Genomic DNA, 16,246 nt, shown 5'->3' with positions numbered 1-16,246 from the left:
GCTAATCCTTGCTGCGGTGTCTATACCCAGACCGTTTGGTCACGCGCCTCAACTCACTGAGAACCGCCACTTGCATCTTCTGCACATCCCCGACCACCATTCGGATTTCGCTATCAGACACCGACTTTCCACTATTCAGCGCTCTTGCCACCTGATTGAGATTGACGCCAATCATACGCATGTCCTCAAGCATAAGGGACAAAAGCGCTCTGTCTTCGGCATTGAAGATCGGCTTTAGTCCTGCCCCTTCAAGCAACAGACCTTTGAAAAATGCGCTCATCGTCATGTCGGCCGCCTTTGCGGCTGCATCGATTGCATCATACTCGTCTGCGGACACCCGGCTATGAATGGTTTGCGGTTTGGCTTTTACAGCCGCCACATCCAATGAAATTGCTTCATTCATAGGCGTTGTTAACTCCAGTTCAGTGCAGCAATCGACAATCGCGGACATGTTTCGCGATTGCTTAGCAAAAATGTAGCACATTTTTCCGTATCCTGCCTACCATATTACAGAGAGAACCATTCAATATTCGTCTAATTTGGCCTCGCTCTGCTCGCCCTACACGCGAGGCTGCGCCTCGGCGTTTCAGCGGAATTACGCTCACCAAGGTTCACCTCCTGCAGCCGCTTGAATCGCCTTTGTGTGCCATCGTACTCGCCAGCAAGGGACGCTTCGCTCTTCGCCCTTGCCGGCCTGCGTTCTAACAGCACAGACGGCTCTTGCGCGGCTCCGGGGTTCACTCTCGCCCGAAAGATACAACCGGCTAACGGCTGCTCCGGAAAGGCAGATTTGGTGTGTTTATTTGATGTGAAAGTGTGCTGTGAACATATCGTGTGTCGCATGCTATAAATGGTGTTGTTACACCGTGTGAAAGTAACGTAGCTTCACACAAAAGCATTGCGCCCTGTGGGCAACATTCGCCGGCGCTTCAGGCATTCAATTAACACAAAGAAAACCAGCATTATCCAGGTACAGGAGGGCCAACGTTGACACTTCGAATATCTTCGGTAAGCGGCAAAGGTGGAGCGGGAAAGACGACCGCAGTCATTTTGACTGCAGGTGAACTCGCACTTAAAAATCGACGGGTATTGCTCATTGATGCCGATCCACGACAGAACTTAGCCGAGTGGTGGAAGCGGTGCGAGGCAAAGGACAATGTGCCGGCCTCGATCTCACTCGCGACCGCACTTCGACAAAACAATATAGAGAAGTTAATGGCGTCACAGGAGGACAACTATGACGCCATACTGATCGACGCGCCGGGCGTCGATAGTGTTGTGATGGATACGATAATAGACCATTCAGATATCGTCATCACACCCATTCAGCCCGCCCAAGATGAGATTAAAGCAGTTGGTGAGGCCGCGGAGGCGATTGCGACACGAACGGACGTTCTTGATCGTAGTATTCCTCAAGCAGTTCTGCGAACCCGTATCACGATCGTCAATCGGCATCTGGAAGAATACCGGATCATTCGCCCTTTCGTCCAAAATCTGAGCGAACACGGCTATAATTCCGTGTTGCTCGATACAGAGTTGATCGAGCGCAACTGCTATCGCGAAATCCGCAGCGGTCTTGGCACGCTACAAATGCTCGAACCGAGTGAACCGGTTCTCAAGGCCAGAGTTGAGGTTAATGCATTCGTCGAGGAGTTGGAGCAACTTAAAACGGCGCACCAAGGGGAGACTATCAATGGCTAAGGGAAAAATCTCTCTTTCTGATTTCCCTGTCGCGGAACGTCGAAAACGTTCTGCTGATCTGGATAAGGTCACGGCTTCTTCCCCGCCGATTTCGCACACGCACGACGAAGACGCTGCAAGAGTTGGAAATGAATCGGCGCCCGCGATATCAAGTCAGAAAAAGCAGCACAAACCTCTCGAGACAACACCAGAACAACACCGGGCAAGTACAATTGAAAATGCGAACCGCCGGGAAGACTCCCGTAACCGACTGCGTGAGCTTCGCAAATCCCGTGAACGTGAAAGCAAGCATTTCGTCAACGTCTCGCTTGATTATGAAACGAAACGTCGTCTTGAGAATGCAGCACACGACAACGGTCTCAAAATGACCGTCATACTCCGCGACGCAATTGATCACTATCTCAAAGATAACGGATACTGATCATGCTTGGCCGAAGTTTTCTCATGGGCATTGCGCTCGGAATTGCCATTGGCATCTATATCGCGCCATCGCTGCGCGCCAATCTCGGTTTTAACGATGACCAACAGACGGTTGTTAATCTGGCAAAACACAGCGACGATACCATTTGGCCTGATGACGAAACAGCCAGGACGGAGCTGTTTCGATTGTCGAACTGGAATTACGCCGATTACGGCCATTCTTCCAAAGTGTCGGTCCTGCGTTGTATTCCAATCAAAGAGCAGACTGTTGCATGCGAATTGTCTGCATCACTAAGCTGGCTGAACGAGCCCAAAGCCATCGAAGCCGTCTTTGAGGGGGCGGCCAATGATTGGCGCCTTGTGGCGGTGAAATCCAGATAACCGATGTGACGACGATCGGCATTGGGTATCCCAAACGCTAGCGCCGAAAGTGCCCTCCTCCTTCATTTCAATATAAACGCGCGCTGAAACAGACCAACGCCACCTCTGGAGTGCTGCTATTTTATGAAAATGTGATAATGATCGCTGTTGTGGCACGGCAGGCAAAAGGGGTTTCCGCGTGAGTAGTGAGGCATTGGATTTCGCTAGTGAACATTCTTTGGAAAAAACCAATGATCCTGAGATTGATAAGCCGGTCTTTAGGCGTCCGGGCTTCAGCGGAATAAGCACGTTTGAAGAAATCGATCAGCGGCTTGCGAAATACCTTCGCGACGCACGTGAAAAAGCGGGCCTCAAACAAGCCGATTTTGCACCACTCATGGGACTGTCTACGCCAGTTTATGGTCGTTATGAGCGGGCATTTTCAAAACTCCACGTCACTCGCATGATCCATATCTGTGAAGTGCTGGGGTTTATGCCCATCGATATGCTTTACGAAGCAGCCCCCCATTTGTGGGGTAATAATGAGGAAGAAGCCAGGGATCGCGTCGAACTTGCGAAACTCGTGGCAGATCTCCCGCACAGCACTACGCGTGACTTGCTTTCGTTGGTTAAAAAAATGGCAGACCTACAAAGCCAGGTCGATGCCAAACCCCAAAGCACGGATTCAACGAAATAGTCGAAGCCAGCGATGGCTATTGCGAATAGCCGACAATTGCTCGAAATGCACGATCTGAAGCGTGTCTCCCGAAAGTGGGAACCGGTTTCGGGATAGAGACATGCGTAAAAACAAAAGCTTAAAGCGTATCGTGTGAATATGATTGAACGCGACACGCTTTAAGAACCAATCATCGATTGGCTGATCAGGTGCACTGTTGCATTGCCAGACTTAATATGATACTAAATTTCGCACTAAATTGGATACGGAACTTGTCATGCAACGTGTGGAAGCAAATATAGCGGTTAGTGTTTCGGATCTCAAAAAAAGTCCGTCCGCAGTTATGGACGAGGCTAATGGCGAGACCGTCGCCGTTCTTAATCATAATCGAATTATGGCTTATATGGTTCCCGCTGACGTCTATGAAGCCATGCTCGAGAAGCTGGACGATATTCGCCTTACTGAGATAATCAGGAAACGAGCCGACGAAAAAGGAATTTCGGTCGATATCGATGCCTTATAAGCTTGAATTCTTGCCCTCGGCACTCAAAGAATGGAATAAACTCGGCTCAACAATCCAGGAACAATTAAAGAAAAAACTGCGTGAACGTTTGGAAACGCCGCGGGTCGTTAGCGCATCACTTCACGGTATGCCTGACCACTATAAGATAAAACTACGTCAATTAGGCTATCGGCTGGTTTATTCCGTCAACGACGACACTGTGACGGTGTTGGTCGTGGCCGTTGGAAAACGTGAGCGTGGAGATGTTTATAATACCGCTCGCTCCAGAACACAGTAGTATCTCATAATCTTGTTATTTCTGTCAGATCCGATGCGGCAGAAAAGGCCTGTTTGACATGGAGGTCGCTTACGCGACCTCCGATCCGTGTATCGATGTAAGCCCATGCAGATAATCGGCAATCGCCTGAGCTTTGGCTGCTGCGGTGATAATGGCGCGTTTGTCCGCCTTCATGACGGACATCCAGCTTTCAAGGTAAGCGGCTGTGTTTTCGCGAGGATCATGGGATACACCCAGGTCAGCGCAAAGGAATGCTGCGGACAGTTCTGCGACCAGCTCTTCGAGCGCATAAGCGTTGGTGCCGAAGCGGCCCGACATATCACGATCAAGGCGATGTTTTGCGCCTGACCAATGACCAATTTCGTGAAGAAGCGACGAGTACAGGTGGACGTCGCTTAAAAAACGCTCTCGGTCGGGCATGAGAATGTCGTCAGGTCCAGGACGATAGCAAGCCTTCGTGCCGCCGTAGTGAATGACAGCTCCGGTCTGGTGGACAAAGGTGTCGACGGTTTCGTTGTGCGGCACGGGCACCATAGGCATCGGTTCGGCTGGGCTGTAATATTCGGTAGGCAGGTGTTCGATCTGCTCTACGTTGAATACCGTGTAGCCTTTGAGATAAGGGATTGAACGGTCGTCATCGGCGTCCTGATCCTTCGGGGTAAAGGTGCCATATTTAACGACAAGCGATCCACGTTCGCCCTTCCGGATTTGACCGCCGATGTCCTTTGCCTGACGATAGGTCATCCAGGTGGTGTCCTCGTAGCCGTTCATCTGCGATGCGATCCAGAGCATAAGGACATTGATGCCGCGATAGGCCTCGCCGCTGGATCGGCGTGGGATGATGGAGGTCGGGCGGATATTTCCGCGCCACGGCCGCACCCAAGGTTTGGTGCCGGCTTCCAGCTGTTCGATGATGAGGTTTGTGATGCGCTGATAGGTGTCGCTGACATTGTTCATAACCGTCTCCATTCGTTGGTTGACGGCAAGAAACGGAGATAGCCGAAACGAGCCCATGCACCCTTTGGGCCGCAACGGAAGAGGAGGACCGCGAAGCGGTTGCATGGGAGAGTGGCTATCGCAGCTTGTCCGTCAATCAGCCAACGAACGAGACGGCCTAGATGTCAGTCACCGGTTGCGAACGGGACCGGCCTCGGCGCGGAGGTTGCACTGCTTATCGTTCGCGGTCGTCGGAATCCCGCTCGGGTGGCTTGTGCGCCGACAACTCTGCAAGCCGGGATGTGTTCGCGGCGCTTTTCTGCTCTGGCGGCATTCGTTCGACGACGGGTTCATCTGCATTTCTGACCTGATCTTGATGCGACAGGCGGGACAAGTCAGAACAAGCCGTGAATGTGATTTCGGTATCATCATTGGGCAACCGCTCTGGAAGGTCGGCGCGATCGACGGCAACAATCCCGTTATCGGTAACAAGGCTGGCCACACGGATATCGTGACCGAGAACCTGACCTGAAACCTGTTCGCCCGGCCTGGCGCTGCGCACGTTGTGCTCGAAAGCATTCTCACCGCGCATTTCCAGATCGACGAATGCAGCTCTTATGGCTTCCTGTCGGTTTGGATCGATCGCGTCTTCAAAGACATATTTCATCGCCGGATTGGAGGGGTCGTTGGTCGTCGCGATCGACGCTTCGATCATGCGCGGCTTGGTAATGACCGTGAAGTCAACCTCATGACCATATTCGCGACCAAGAGATGCTAGCAGCGCCTCCTGCGTCCGTCCGTTTCCTTCTCGAAACGGGTGCACATAATTCAACTCTGCCAACACTTTACCGGCGATCTCGGCGAACCGTTCGACCGAAGATCCACGCAAAATTTCGGGATTCCGGATCGGTCTAAAGGCTTCATCCAAGCCCATCTCGATACGCGAGCCGTGTAGGAACGAGGTTCCGCCTTAACTATTGCGGTTTGCGGACAACGCGCTCTTTGTATTCGTCGCGCGTGATATCGCCTGCGACATAGGCCGCGGTTGCCGCTTCCAACAGTGGATCGTGGACATAGCCCTGTCGCATATTTGCGGCGCGCGCCTGATCAGTAGCCTTTTTGCGCTTGGCAACAGCTTCTGGAGATCGATCCGGACGGGGGGCATGAAAGTTCATCGTCAAAACTCCTGTTGTGATAAACCCTAGCGCAAAATCCAGAAAACTAAGGGATTTTTGAGGCTTTCGATGCATTGCGCCCGGCACTTGGCCGGGCGCTGTTGGGCTATCAATTGCGCGGTTCCCATTCGAGAACGGCCTGAAGGCTTGGGTCGTCCTGTCCGCCGAAGCGACCGAGGTTGGCGTTGTAGTTCAGGCGACGGATCGCGAGATTGCGCTTGAAGCCTTCGCCATCGGCCTTTGCCCTTTTCCAGATCCCGCCAACCTCGATATTGAAGCCACGCGGAGACTTGGCGAAAACGCGGTGCGTCGGAGCGTCCGGGTTTTCCGAGTTGAAGGGCACGACCTCGATGTCGATGTCGTCGGTCAGGGTTGAGATGCGGCCATTACCGGATGCGGTGTCGAGGTCTTCGCTGTCGAACTGAATGAAGTTGGTGATTTCGTTGGCCATGGTATTCACTCCTCTATGTGGTTGCGATGATCGTTCACGGGCACGACGGTAAGCGGTGTTGCACCCTTGGGCCGGAGCGCAGCGGAGGAAGCCGAGGGCCGAAAAATTTGTCGCGCGAGGAGCCGCAGGCGGGGAAATTTTCAGGCTTCCGGCTTTGCAGCAACCGCGTCGACGTGCGAACGAGCGTCAAAAGCAACCGATTAGAGGTGTGCTCTATGCGCCAATATGGCAACTCCTCTCGTTGGCATAGACCGTTGATACGGTACCGATATTGCAACGCATAATAGCCGGATACAGCGCATTTTCAACGTGTATCGTGTTACCAATGGTAAAATTTGATAACCGTAACGGTTCTCTGCGCTGATCATTCGACAATGCCAATATGGCTATGCATTAGCGGGCTTCTCTGGAGGCATGGGCCCGTCGATAGAGATGTGGGCTCTCTGCGTCCGCCGACCATATTCCAAGCAAACGCTCGCGTGCTCCGTTCTCGGCATACCCGTATTCGGCTAAGTCGATGCCGTGGTTTCGCGGCAAAAAGCGCAACATCGCTGCTGCCTGTCCCGCGCGCAACATTGCAAGGCCGATATCGTTGTTCTGAAGATAACACTGACCAACGGTATGCTTATAGCGATCGACATCAACGGTTCGGCAGAACACGTGCTTCCCGTCGATCATTTTGCGAAGGTAGCTGCGCGCAACCAGGCCGCATGGCCACGTCTTACCGTTCAAAAGGCCGCTCTGCCCCTTTTCGCAAGCCTTGATCACGCCAATCCGAACACCCTGTTGTCCTATGCTGATCGTATCGCCATCGATGACGCGGGCCGTTCCGGCGGCGGAACCCGGCCATTGTTCAGCGACAGCAAGACCGACTGTCATCAGCTGGGCCACCGCGGGGCGAAAACGTAGCGTAAAATAAAACACCCGCCGCGGGAGGAGCGACGGGTGTTTATGGTGAAGACCAGACCTTGGGAGGAAGATGCTGGTCTTAGATCGCCGAGGAATTGGGAGGAACGGCCTCAGCGATAATCAAAATTTATTAGCGACCCGAGGCCTGACGAGCCACGGACGGGATTTCCGAAGCCATGATGCCCAGATCGTTTAGTTCACGAGCATTCAGGCGGCTCAGTTCGTTTACGGTGTTACGATAACGGCGCCAGTTGCTGTACGAGCGGATCAGGTTCATTTCTCTCTCCTCAAAAATTCTCTCTTTGTCTTGCAAACAGCATATAGGTCTGAGCTAGCGTGGGCAGAAGCGCCAGATTCGCATAGCTGGCATGCTGAAAGGCTTGCAACGATTTTCACGCTTCATCTTTTAAGATGCATTTCACTTGCATGTTTTCTGCAAGCTCTATAGATGCATCTCAGCTACATGTTTTAATGCAGCGACCAACGCGCCGCGTTTAGCCCGGTTCCGTTAGCTTGACCCAAGAAGCTTTATGTTGATTTCCGAACCAGTAGCGCGGTCAAAAGGAGCACAAATGTCACAAACACTGAGTGAACAAACCGTTGCAATCGTCAAGGCAACCGTTCCAGCGCTGAACGCTCATGGGCTTGATATCGTGAATGAGATGTATTCACGACTGTTCCAGAGCCCGGAGATTCGGGATATGTTCAATCAATCCCATCAAGGACTGACCGACGCGCAACCAAGGGCATTGACCGGCGCCATACTCGCTTACGCGAGCAATATCGATAACCTTGGCGCACTGGCGCCAGCCGTAGAGCGCATTGCACAAAAACATGTCGGGCTGCAGATTTTGCCGGAACACTACCCACATGTCGCAGAAGCTTTGCTTGGCGCTATTAAGGCCGTTCTTGGAGACGCGGCAACTGAAGAAGTGCTTGAAGCATGGGGAGAAGCATACTGGTTTCTGGCAAATATCCTCATGGCCCGCGAAGACCGCATCTACGGGGATCAAAAAAGCTCAACAGGCGGCTGGAATGGCTGGCGTGATTTCCGCATTGAACATGTTGCCCGCGAAAGCAGCGTCATATCGTCTTTCATTCTTCGTCCGGTCGACGGCCAGCCAGTTATGGAGCACAAACCCGGTCAATACCTGACCTTCTCGTTTGACATCGACGGCCAGCCTGCTGTGAAACGGAATTACTCTATTTCCAGTGCGGCCAACGGGGAAACCTATCGCATCTCCGTGAAGCGCGAGCCGAAAGGCGTTGCCTCGAACTGGCTTCACGATCATGCAACCGTAGGAACAGTGATCAAGGTCGCAGCGCCGGCTGGCGAATTTTTTCTGGCGGAACGGCCAGTGCGGCCAACCGTCCTTTTGTCAGGCGGTGTCGGTCTTACGCCAATGATCGCCATGCTTGAAACAATCGCCAATCGATATCCGGAAGCTCCAACACACTATATTCACGGCACACATGACCGTGAGACCCATGCCATGGGGGACCACGTTCATGCCCTTGCCGCCAGGAGTACAGCAGTCACGGTTACAAACTTCCATCAGACGCCTCTCCCTGACGAAACCCCTGGTGAGGACTACGATCGTGCAGGACTGATCACTGATGATTGGCTGATTACAAACACACCCGTAGGTAGCGCTGATTATTATATTTGCGGCCCTCGCCTTTTCCTGCGCGCAGCGGTTTCAGCCCTGTCGCTTGCCGGCGTGCCGTCGGATCGCATTCACTATGAATTTTTCGGACCGGCAGACGAGCTTCTGGCCGCATAGCTTATGCCCGTTAGCCCTGTATCATGATGAGTACGAGGGAAAATAGAATGTTTTCCCTCGTTACGTATTCCAGCATGGCAATCGGCCTGTCTCGTGCAGAGAAGCTTCAGGTCACGCTGAAACCGAGAGGTGACTGTTGTTTTGTCAGTCGCCGCAGGACCACTTTATCTGTCAACAAATCTTCAACTGTGTAGCCGTCGAACACAGCAAGCATCGCTTCAACCCCTTTGGCAAGGACGCCGGTAAGGCCACAAGCCTGCGAAAGCACACAATCAGGACAATCTGCCAGTTGAAGACCTTCTTCGGTGCGTCGGACAACCTGGCCGACAGTTATCTTGTCTGGAGCCCGTGCCAGACGCAGACCTCCGCTCCGTCCACGAATAGTTTCGATGAAACCGTCGTCTACCAGCCCCTTCACGACCTTCGTAAGATGGTTATGTGATATTGCGTAACTATTCGAGATTTCCCTGATCGAGCACAAACGTTCCCGGTGCAATGCGAGATGGATCAAAACGCGAAGTGAGAAGTCTGTGTAAAGCGTCAATCGCATTAACTAATCCTGGTGTAATCCTCGACGGAGGAGTTTCCCACGTTGTACTTGGACAGGCCAATTACAGCAAACCGAATTGCAATAAACCCTGCAGTGCGAAGAAGGGTCAGGAAAACCGTCTTGAGAGCCTATTGACCTGAGCTTTTGAACTTCCTCCAGATGTCAGGAACTTCCGTTCTAAAAGCCGCTCTGCTTCTTTTCGCAAGCGGCGATCCAGACACGCTGTTGTCGTATGCTGATCGTATCGCCATCGATGACGCGGGCCGTTCCGGCCACGGAACCCGGCCATTGTTTAGCAACGGCAAGACCGACATTCATCAGCAGGGCCGCCGCGGCAGTGATAAAATAGCCAACGATCAATTTATACCCTCCATTCCATGACGGGCAACAAGCCCGAAAACCGAGCGGGCTAGATGTAGTTCGCCGGCGGTGGCGCGTTCAGTCATGGCGCGCAAATAGCCGCCTGGCGACGTCACATGCCTCTCGTCGAACTTCTGCAGCGTGACAGCGATGGCAATCGCGGCAGCCTGTTCCCCCATCTGATCGACCGCGCGGCGGTGAGCATCTTCGGAAATGCCGGCCAAGCGGCAGATTTGTGGCGCGAGCCGCGCCAATTCAGCCCAGGTTCGGGGGCGCGACATTCCATAGGCAGTCAGCGCCGGTATTGCTCGTAACAGATCCTGCAGGGCCACTAACACCTGTGGCGGGTGATGGGGTTGATTGACTTGGCACGAATTGCGCCCCAGGCTTTTTTCTAAAGCCCTCTTACCGACCAAGCCGATCTTTGGGTAACTGATTTGTTCGGCGTTAGCCGAACGCTTTTCAACTCTACTATTTTCAAAGGAATAGGGGTTTGTAATCTGTTTGTGCATGTCGTTTTCGGCATACGGGCATGTCGAATCTTCATTTCTATCGGACGGCTGCTCACGGTGAGGCAGCTGCATTACCCGCTCGACGATCCATTCAATTAGGCCTGTTGCGCGACGGAGAACGGTGCTGGATGCCTTTGTCGCGATGCCTACGGCATCACGAACACGGGCGAAACGCTTCTCAATTATTGAGCGCAGCCGAGCGGGCAGCTCATCTATAGAGGCGAGCGCGTAACGCAGATTGCGAACAGCGCCGCGATAGCGACGCAGGATCGCATTGAGTGCTTTCTTTTCCGCCTTTGCTTGCCGGACCATCCCATCGAGTTCCGGGAAGCGGGCGATCAAAATGCGCAGATCGATGCCGCAAGCGTCGGCAATACTGCCGTCCCCGCTACGCACCGGATAGCGCTTGTAATTGCCGCTGTCCTGCATGGTGATTAAACCGGCATCGAATAGCCGTGACAACATGCGGCTCACACGACCCTCAGATCGCCCGATCTCAAAGGCAAGCGCCGCATTGGATTTGAACACGATCGGTCGGCCGCCTTTGTCATAGCTCTCTGCCGGAGCCGTAATGATCAGGGCAACAAGCAAGTGCGCCTCGGTGCCATTGATGAGGCCAAGGCAAGGGAGTGACTGAGCAAGACCAGTCAACTGGCCCCGTGTCACCGTTCCAATCTCTGCGAACTGAGCCATTCGACGAAACTCGGTTCGTTGTGGTGTATTTTTACGGCCGATCCGCCGCACAGGCTGTAGGGCTTCCCCCATACTCCTCGTCTCCTCTTAAAGACCAGGCAAAGCTTTCCCGTTCGCCGAAAAGCGTTTTTTATTGACTTTGGAAGATGGGAGTGCGATTTTATTTTGACTAAACGTTTGAAATTTGCACTCCGCTTCCGGATTTTTTCGGGAGCGGTTTTTCTTTTTACCCGGCCACATTCTCCTTGAAGTTTGGTATTCAACGGCACGAATGTTACCGATTTGGTTCTTTTCGGCAACCCTAAAACAGGCGTACGGCAAGAGAAGTGCGCCATATGAGGCCATTATCTCTAGAAATTGGACGAAATCTTCCTCTATAGGTCCGCCTCACCGGCCTTCCAATATTACCTTTTTGGCAATGTCACTCATACTATCGCTTGCAATAACCTCAGCCGTTTCGCCTCTCCGAATGGGCCTCCGGCAACCCTACAGCGCGATATGAGAGCGCGGGTGCCTCCGGCCGACGGCGCTCGCTACGCTCACACCGAAAATGGCGCACTGGCATCGTTTGAGGAGCCAATCCTGATAAACGCGAGATCGGGATTCTACCGATGCCTCTTCGACGTTTTGAGACAAACGCCAGGTTGGAATCTCACTAGACGGTGGTTATATCTTCCGCGTTCAGAGCGGATGGAAACGTGACCAGATTGCGATGAACGGCCCCGGTGTCTTTGGGAAGAGCGCCGGGGTTTTTCATTTCTCTTAATCTTCTCAAGCCGGACGCAAGCGTCACTACCCTTCGTCGCGCTATCGGCGCTTATGTTCATTCGAAACGCTATTATCTCAGCTGCAGCAAAGCTGGCGCGATCCGCCATCACCTTGACGGGAATCCCATAGAGCCCGTTTCGGACACTGACAGAATAAATACTCAGGAGAGTCTGGCCGCCTTCGGACAACAAACGAACCAGGTTCTGAGCTCATCGACAGCCCCTCCCCCGCTTTGGAGGCACACAACAAAAGAGATTTGATCCGTGCTTCTCTCCTCGGGAAAGCTCATAGCTAGAACTCCAATTGGCTTGCGCTGCGTGTTTTGTTTGCATCGCAGCGTGCGAAGTACCGAAATTAGTAAACGTCTCACGTTACAGGTTGCTACGGTATGAACCGACAAAGGATGGTAAAAGTCCATACTCCGTCGCCTCCTGCGCGTCGGAGCTCATTGCGATCCTGCCAATGCCAGGTTTCCATTGCTTTTCATCCCAGCGAACAGAAGCTGGCTGATGGAGAAGCCCCCTGCCCTCGCCTTTTGGGTAAGAGATCGCAAATAACCGCCTGGTGAACTGATGGTCGTGAGCTTCTGCAGGATCCAGGCAATGGCCGTTGATACCGCTTCTGCTCCCATGAAGCTTAGTGCTTCGCGATAGGCGGATGGGCTAATGCCGAGGAACCCGGAAACGATCTGTGACGCATCGTGAAGCTCTCGCCATGTGCTGATGCCGTTTGGTCCATATTCGCGAATATCGGGACATGTTCGCAGTACTTGATCGAGCGAAATGGGGGTTGAAACAGGGATACTGCTCTTGCTTTCGGAGATCGAAGGATCCGTCGCTTCCGAAGAAGACACCTTCAAATCAATCTTCTTGCTATTTTGAGATTCAAAAAGGGATTCTGGCAGGGATTCATTATGCTGCCGCTCAGATTGAGCGACGCTGCCGCTCATTTCTGGAACAATTGCCATGTTTTTCAAAGCGATAGCCAATTCATCGTATATGGCTGCAAGATTGGCTTTGATAATCATCAGCTCATCGAGGGATGCTCGGCGCGGAATGGTGTCCACAAGCCCACGGAAGCTAACAAATAGCCCTTCAAGACCCTCAATAAGGTCACCGGACCCATCCGTGTTTTCTGAAAAAGTCGAAGCGATCTCTCTGCGCATGACGGACACCTCGTCGCGAAGCCGTTTCAGGGCTTTTTGCTCCGCAAGGATTTTATCTGCGATACCGGCAATCTCAGCCGCGCGATCAAGCAACGGCGCAAAGGAAAAGCCGAAGGCAAGTTCAACAGCCCCTTCCCTGTCCTTATGCGCATAACGCTTGCGGGTCGGGCTATCTTTGCGCGCAATGATCCCGGCCTCAACCAACGAAGCCAGGTGACGGCGCAGCGTTGATTCAGGCATGCCGTGGGCACGCAGCGACAGTTGACGATTGGATGGGAAAACGACGAGGCCGGTTTTCTCATTCATGTCATCGTCAGGGAGAAATGACAAAAGCGAACTGAGCACAGCAAGGCAGCGATCATTGAGATCGAGTGCCGACTTGGCCACACAGAGCTGTTTGTAAATCACCCATCTGTTTACCCCCCTGCCCTGCTTATTCTGCAGTTCAGGATTTTGGGCAAAACTATTCCTTCGCCCGCGAAACGCGGACGTGACAGTTCCCAAAAGTTGCATTCCCTCTCACCTTTCAAAAGGCAAAAGAAATCCACCCGCCAAAATGACGCCAATGACTCTTGACACTGATTCTGAGAAATGCGATTCGTATCTTGCTACAGAAAAACGAAATGGCCTTCGCAGACTGACGTTTGTGGGGGCTTTTTCTTTTGCGGATTACTCTCCACTATCTGGTTTAGATTCTCTGAATTCCTCATAGAGGCCTTCCAGACGAGTTGATAGCCATTCACCAAAGGATCCTGCATCATCGCTCTTCAGAGAGATATCGACTTTCTTTGGTTTCCGATTCATGGAAAAGGCAACTGAATTGTCCTTGGATCTCCAGAACTTTGCTGGCTGTTGTTTCTTACCAACATTCGCATTCTGCGCAGTTACAGGTTTCGTACCTGACTTGATGGTATCGAGAACCATCAAAAAGCGATTATCAGATGACGCTGAATAGAACTTGTGCTGGTCCGTCATCGAGTCAATGTCGGTTGCAATTCCATCTTTAAATGCGACCGAAAGGTCATACCATCGATCTCGACCAATACCTTTAGATGGTCCAATTTTCAAAATGAGATCAGACGGTACATAGTTGGTCACTGACTGCATCTTTGAGAGAACGGTCTTATTGACAGCTAGTGCAGACATCACCGTTTCGTTGTCGAACTGCTCCGCGAGCTTTTTGGCGAATAGTGCACGTTCAATGAAACTGAGATCAGCACGAGCTGTGTTTTCCTGACCTTGTGCAATAGCATGGTCGCGATCAGAGAGTGGCTTCACAGTGGCCTTGACTCTGATATTTAAAGCCTTTGCAGCTTTTGCTCTGCGATGACCAAAAACAATCTGATATTTGCCTTCAACAGTTGGATTGGGACGCACCAGTATCGGCGTGTCCTGCCCACGTTCACGGATTGCTGCAATAAGTTCCTGAAGGCTTGTATCGTCATCATCTTCTAAGCGATCAACGACAAATGAAGTCTCCAGTTCATTCGGATCGAGCTCAATGATGTGGGTACCGCTTTGAAGCCGCTTCTCGATTTCTTCAGCCGCGGCGACCTTAGAAGCCATTTCATCGGCAGCACGAGACATCATCCCAAAAGCGCCACGACGACCTGATGTCTCTATTGCAACTGTGGGTGTAGGTGTTTCCGATTCAGCGTTTACGGCAGTAAACTTCTCATCCTTAGTATCGTCCAACAATCCGGACATGATGCCTTTACGTGCCATTAGACCATCCTACCCCATGCTTTGTGGACAAGGTTCACGATCTCACCGTTAACACCGTGCAAGCTTTCCATAGCGCGGTCATATGTTGAACGCGTAAGCTGTGAGCGCTCGACCTCGTACAGCGTTTGCTTCGTGATGCCTGCATCCGAAATTGCGGTCGACTTTAACATTTCGTTTTTGAGAACGAAGCCGCCAAACAATGACCGCATGAAGTGAACCATTTGATGTTGTGGAATATCACCAGGCTCGTAACGAGTAACGAGATATCGCATCCAATCTAGAGACATGTTGCCACCGCCACGCTTAATCGGGTCCAGGATTTCGCCAAGCATGAGCAGAAACTGGCACATCGACATAACGTCTAGCATCTGAGGGTGCACTGTAACGAGAACAGCAGTTGCCGAAGACAATGCGGTAAGCGTCAGATACCCCAGTTGCGGAGGGCAGTCGAGAACAACCACATCGTATTGATCTTCGACTTCAGACAGAGCGGCGTCGAGGCGGGTGAAGAATGTGCGCCCCATGTCTCGGGTGCCCTTCTCGCTCAGGATCAACGGTGTATCGTATTCGAATTCCTGCAGATCAAGATTGGCAGGCACTATATCGAGACCGGGAAAATTCGTTTTCTTGATAAGTGCACTGAGAGGTTTTCTATCATCATCGTAGCGAATGGCTTCGTAGAGCGAGGGCATATGATCGAGTTCTGGCTGGATGCCATGAAGCGCTGTCAGAGATGCCTGGGGATCGAGATCAATGGCGAGGACACGATGGCCTGTCAGTGCCAAGTGCTGTGCGAGATGAGCCGTAGTCGTAGTCTTACCTGAGCCGCCCTTAAAGTTCACGACACCGATAATTTGCAGATGCTCGTTAGTCTTACGGTGAGGAACATATATACGTGAATCGGAGCGGCCATTGGCATCGAGATACTGGCGCATTTCCAGCATCTGTTCTGCCGTGTAAGAACGACGGCCAGTAGCGGTAACGGCTGGCTGTGGCCCCTTGCCATTGAGCGACAGATTCTTAAGATGTCCCTGGCTAACCCCTATATACTCTGCTGCTTCAGCAAGCTGGAATACGCGGAGCGTCTTTACTGCGTCCGGCGGGAAGTTCTCCAAGCGATGCTTTTCCAGTCGACCCGACAACGCTGATCCCTGCCTCAGGATGAGTTGATCGAAGTCTGTCAGTGGTTTGTCGGCATCAAATGCGATATTCATAGAGCGGAACCCGAAAGTGCGATTTTATTTGCTCTAAAAGCAATTTA

20 protein-coding genes and 1 pseudogene are annotated in these 16,246 nt (G+C 52.3%); 8 read left to right on the top strand and 13 right to left on the bottom strand.

Translation table 11 applies throughout. The features are described 5' to 3' along the window. Nucleotide 1 precedes the first annotated feature (1 nt). The gene (locus FHY56_RS13980; protein ID WP_235889507.1) at nucleotides 2-403 is read right to left on the bottom strand and encodes a plasmid mobilization protein; all 402 of its coding nucleotides are present in this window, start codon (nucleotides 401-403) and stop codon (nucleotides 2-4) included. Between the two features lie 584 nt (nucleotides 404-987). On the opposite strand from FHY56_RS13980, the gene FHY56_RS13975 reads away from it, so the two are divergent. The 6 genes from FHY56_RS13975 to FHY56_RS13950 all read left to right on the top strand — a co-directional run bounded on the left by FHY56_RS13975 (nucleotide 988) and on the right by FHY56_RS13950 (nucleotide 3,957). Beyond that, nucleotides 988-1,701 (top strand): ParA family protein, encoded by a 714-nt coding sequence (locus tag FHY56_RS13975; RefSeq protein ID WP_140905772.1) that lies wholly within the window; start codon nucleotides 988-990, stop codon nucleotides 1,699-1,701. Beyond that, entirely contained in the window at nucleotides 1,694-2,122 is a 429-nt protein-coding gene (locus FHY56_RS18190; protein WP_235889506.1) for a hypothetical protein, read from the top strand. Before FHY56_RS13975 ends, FHY56_RS18190 begins: the two co-directional genes overlap by 8 nt. Nucleotides 2,123-2,124: 2 nt before the next feature. Beyond that, nucleotides 2,125-2,502, top strand: coding sequence for a hypothetical protein (locus FHY56_RS13965; protein ID WP_112807351.1), 378 nt, complete (start codon nucleotides 2,125-2,127; stop codon nucleotides 2,500-2,502). A 178-nt stretch (nucleotides 2,503-2,680) separates the two neighbouring features. After that, nucleotides 2,681-3,178: a helix-turn-helix domain-containing protein gene (locus tag FHY56_RS13960; protein WP_168927610.1), complete on the top strand. Its 498-nt coding sequence runs from the start codon at nucleotides 2,681-2,683 to the stop codon at nucleotides 3,176-3,178. A gap of 256 nt (nucleotides 3,179-3,434) precedes the next feature. Further along, nucleotides 3,435-3,680 (top strand): type II toxin-antitoxin system Phd/YefM family antitoxin, encoded by a 246-nt coding sequence (locus FHY56_RS13955; protein WP_140905771.1) that lies wholly within the window; start codon nucleotides 3,435-3,437, stop codon nucleotides 3,678-3,680. Next, nucleotides 3,670-3,957 carry a type II toxin-antitoxin system RelE family toxin gene (locus tag FHY56_RS13950; RefSeq protein WP_165902970.1) on the top strand — a complete coding sequence of 96 codons (288 nt, stop codon included), beginning with the start codon at nucleotides 3,670-3,672 and terminating at the stop codon, nucleotides 3,955-3,957. The genes FHY56_RS13955 and FHY56_RS13950 overlap by 11 nt, the downstream gene beginning before the upstream one ends. A gap of 69 nt (nucleotides 3,958-4,026) precedes the next feature. On the opposite strand, the gene FHY56_RS13945 is transcribed toward FHY56_RS13950, so the two are convergent. From FHY56_RS13945 to FHY56_RS13920, 6 genes and pseudogenes are all read right to left on the bottom strand, one after another. Beyond that, nucleotides 4,027-4,914, bottom strand: coding sequence for an ArdC family protein (locus FHY56_RS13945; RefSeq protein ID WP_140905770.1), 888 nt, complete (start codon nucleotides 4,912-4,914; stop codon nucleotides 4,027-4,029). A 214-nt stretch (nucleotides 4,915-5,128) separates the two neighbouring features. Beyond that, nucleotides 5,129-5,863 (bottom strand): annotated as a pseudogene (locus FHY56_RS13940) (Fic/DOC family protein); the annotation flags it as partial. A gap of 4 nt (nucleotides 5,864-5,867) precedes the next feature. Further along, a complete protein-coding gene (locus FHY56_RS13935; RefSeq protein ID WP_094544284.1) occupies nucleotides 5,868-6,068 on the bottom strand; it encodes an antitoxin VbhA family protein in 201 nt (66 codons plus the stop codon). A gap of 109 nt (nucleotides 6,069-6,177) precedes the next feature. Continuing rightward, a complete protein-coding gene (locus FHY56_RS13930) occupies nucleotides 6,178-6,519 on the bottom strand; it encodes a DUF736 family protein (protein ID WP_094544285.1) in 342 nt (113 codons plus the stop codon). Between the two features lie 393 nt (nucleotides 6,520-6,912). Continuing rightward, the gene (locus FHY56_RS13925) at nucleotides 6,913-7,398 is read right to left on the bottom strand and encodes a thermonuclease family protein (protein WP_140905769.1); all 486 of its coding nucleotides are present in this window, start codon (nucleotides 7,396-7,398) and stop codon (nucleotides 6,913-6,915) included. A 160-nt stretch (nucleotides 7,399-7,558) separates the two neighbouring features. Further along, nucleotides 7,559-7,705 carry a DUF1127 domain-containing protein gene (locus FHY56_RS13920; protein WP_140905768.1) on the bottom strand — a complete coding sequence of 49 codons (147 nt, stop codon included), beginning with the start codon at nucleotides 7,703-7,705 and terminating at the stop codon, nucleotides 7,559-7,561. A gap of 295 nt (nucleotides 7,706-8,000) precedes the next feature. On the opposite strand from FHY56_RS13920, the gene hmpA reads away from it, so the two are divergent. Continuing rightward, nucleotides 8,001-9,212: an NO-inducible flavohemoprotein gene (gene hmpA, locus FHY56_RS13915; RefSeq protein WP_140905767.1), complete on the top strand. Its 1,212-nt coding sequence runs from the start codon at nucleotides 8,001-8,003 to the stop codon at nucleotides 9,210-9,212. A 106-nt stretch (nucleotides 9,213-9,318) separates the two neighbouring features. Here hmpA and FHY56_RS13910 read toward each other — a convergent pair whose 3' ends face one another. The 3 genes from FHY56_RS13910 to repC (FHY56_RS13900) all read right to left on the bottom strand — a co-directional run bounded on the left by FHY56_RS13910 (nucleotide 9,319) and on the right by repC (FHY56_RS13900) (nucleotide 11,399). Beyond that, the gene (locus tag FHY56_RS13910) at nucleotides 9,319-9,762 is read right to left on the bottom strand and encodes an RrF2 family transcriptional regulator (RefSeq protein ID WP_140905766.1); all 444 of its coding nucleotides are present in this window, start codon (nucleotides 9,760-9,762) and stop codon (nucleotides 9,319-9,321) included. 177 nt (nucleotides 9,763-9,939) lie between these two features. Further along, nucleotides 9,940-10,122, bottom strand: a complete 183-nt coding sequence (locus tag FHY56_RS13905; protein ID WP_140905765.1) for a hypothetical protein — start codon at nucleotides 10,120-10,122, stop codon at nucleotides 9,940-9,942. After that, nucleotides 10,119-11,399: a plasmid replication protein RepC gene (gene repC / locus FHY56_RS13900; protein WP_140905764.1), complete on the bottom strand. Its 1,281-nt coding sequence runs from the start codon at nucleotides 11,397-11,399 to the stop codon at nucleotides 10,119-10,121. The genes FHY56_RS13905 and repC (FHY56_RS13900) overlap by 4 nt, the downstream gene beginning before the upstream one ends. Before the next feature lie 653 nt (nucleotides 11,400-12,052). On the opposite strand from repC (FHY56_RS13900), the gene FHY56_RS18375 reads away from it, so the two are divergent. After that, the gene (locus tag FHY56_RS18375) at nucleotides 12,053-12,355 is read left to right on the top strand and encodes a ProQ/FINO family protein (protein WP_140905763.1); all 303 of its coding nucleotides are present in this window, start codon (nucleotides 12,053-12,055) and stop codon (nucleotides 12,353-12,355) included. 185 nt (nucleotides 12,356-12,540) lie between these two features. Here FHY56_RS18375 and repC (FHY56_RS13890) read toward each other — a convergent pair whose 3' ends face one another. The 3 genes from repC (FHY56_RS13890) to repA all read right to left on the bottom strand — a co-directional run bounded on the left by repC (FHY56_RS13890) (nucleotide 12,541) and on the right by repA (nucleotide 16,199). Beyond that, nucleotides 12,541-13,773, bottom strand: coding sequence for a plasmid replication protein RepC (gene repC, locus FHY56_RS13890; RefSeq protein WP_140905762.1), 1,233 nt, complete (start codon nucleotides 13,771-13,773; stop codon nucleotides 12,541-12,543). 156 nt (nucleotides 13,774-13,929) lie between these two features. After that, nucleotides 13,930-14,985, bottom strand: coding sequence for a plasmid partitioning protein RepB (gene repB, locus FHY56_RS13885; RefSeq protein ID WP_140905761.1), 1,056 nt, complete (start codon nucleotides 14,983-14,985; stop codon nucleotides 13,930-13,932). Next, nucleotides 14,985-16,199: a plasmid partitioning protein RepA gene (gene repA / locus FHY56_RS13880; RefSeq protein WP_140905760.1), complete on the bottom strand. Its 1,215-nt coding sequence runs from the start codon at nucleotides 16,197-16,199 to the stop codon at nucleotides 14,985-14,987. The genes repB and repA overlap by 1 nt, the downstream gene beginning before the upstream one ends. Nucleotides 16,200-16,246 lie beyond the last annotated feature (47 nt).

This window comes from Brucella gallinifaecis (genome assembly GCF_006476605.1).
In the GTDB taxonomy this organism is placed as follows: Bacteria; Pseudomonadota; Alphaproteobacteria; order Rhizobiales; family Rhizobiaceae; genus Brucella; species Brucella gallinifaecis.
The sequence above is the reverse complement of the archived record's forward strand: the minus strand, read 5'-3'. Positions and strand labels throughout refer to the sequence as shown.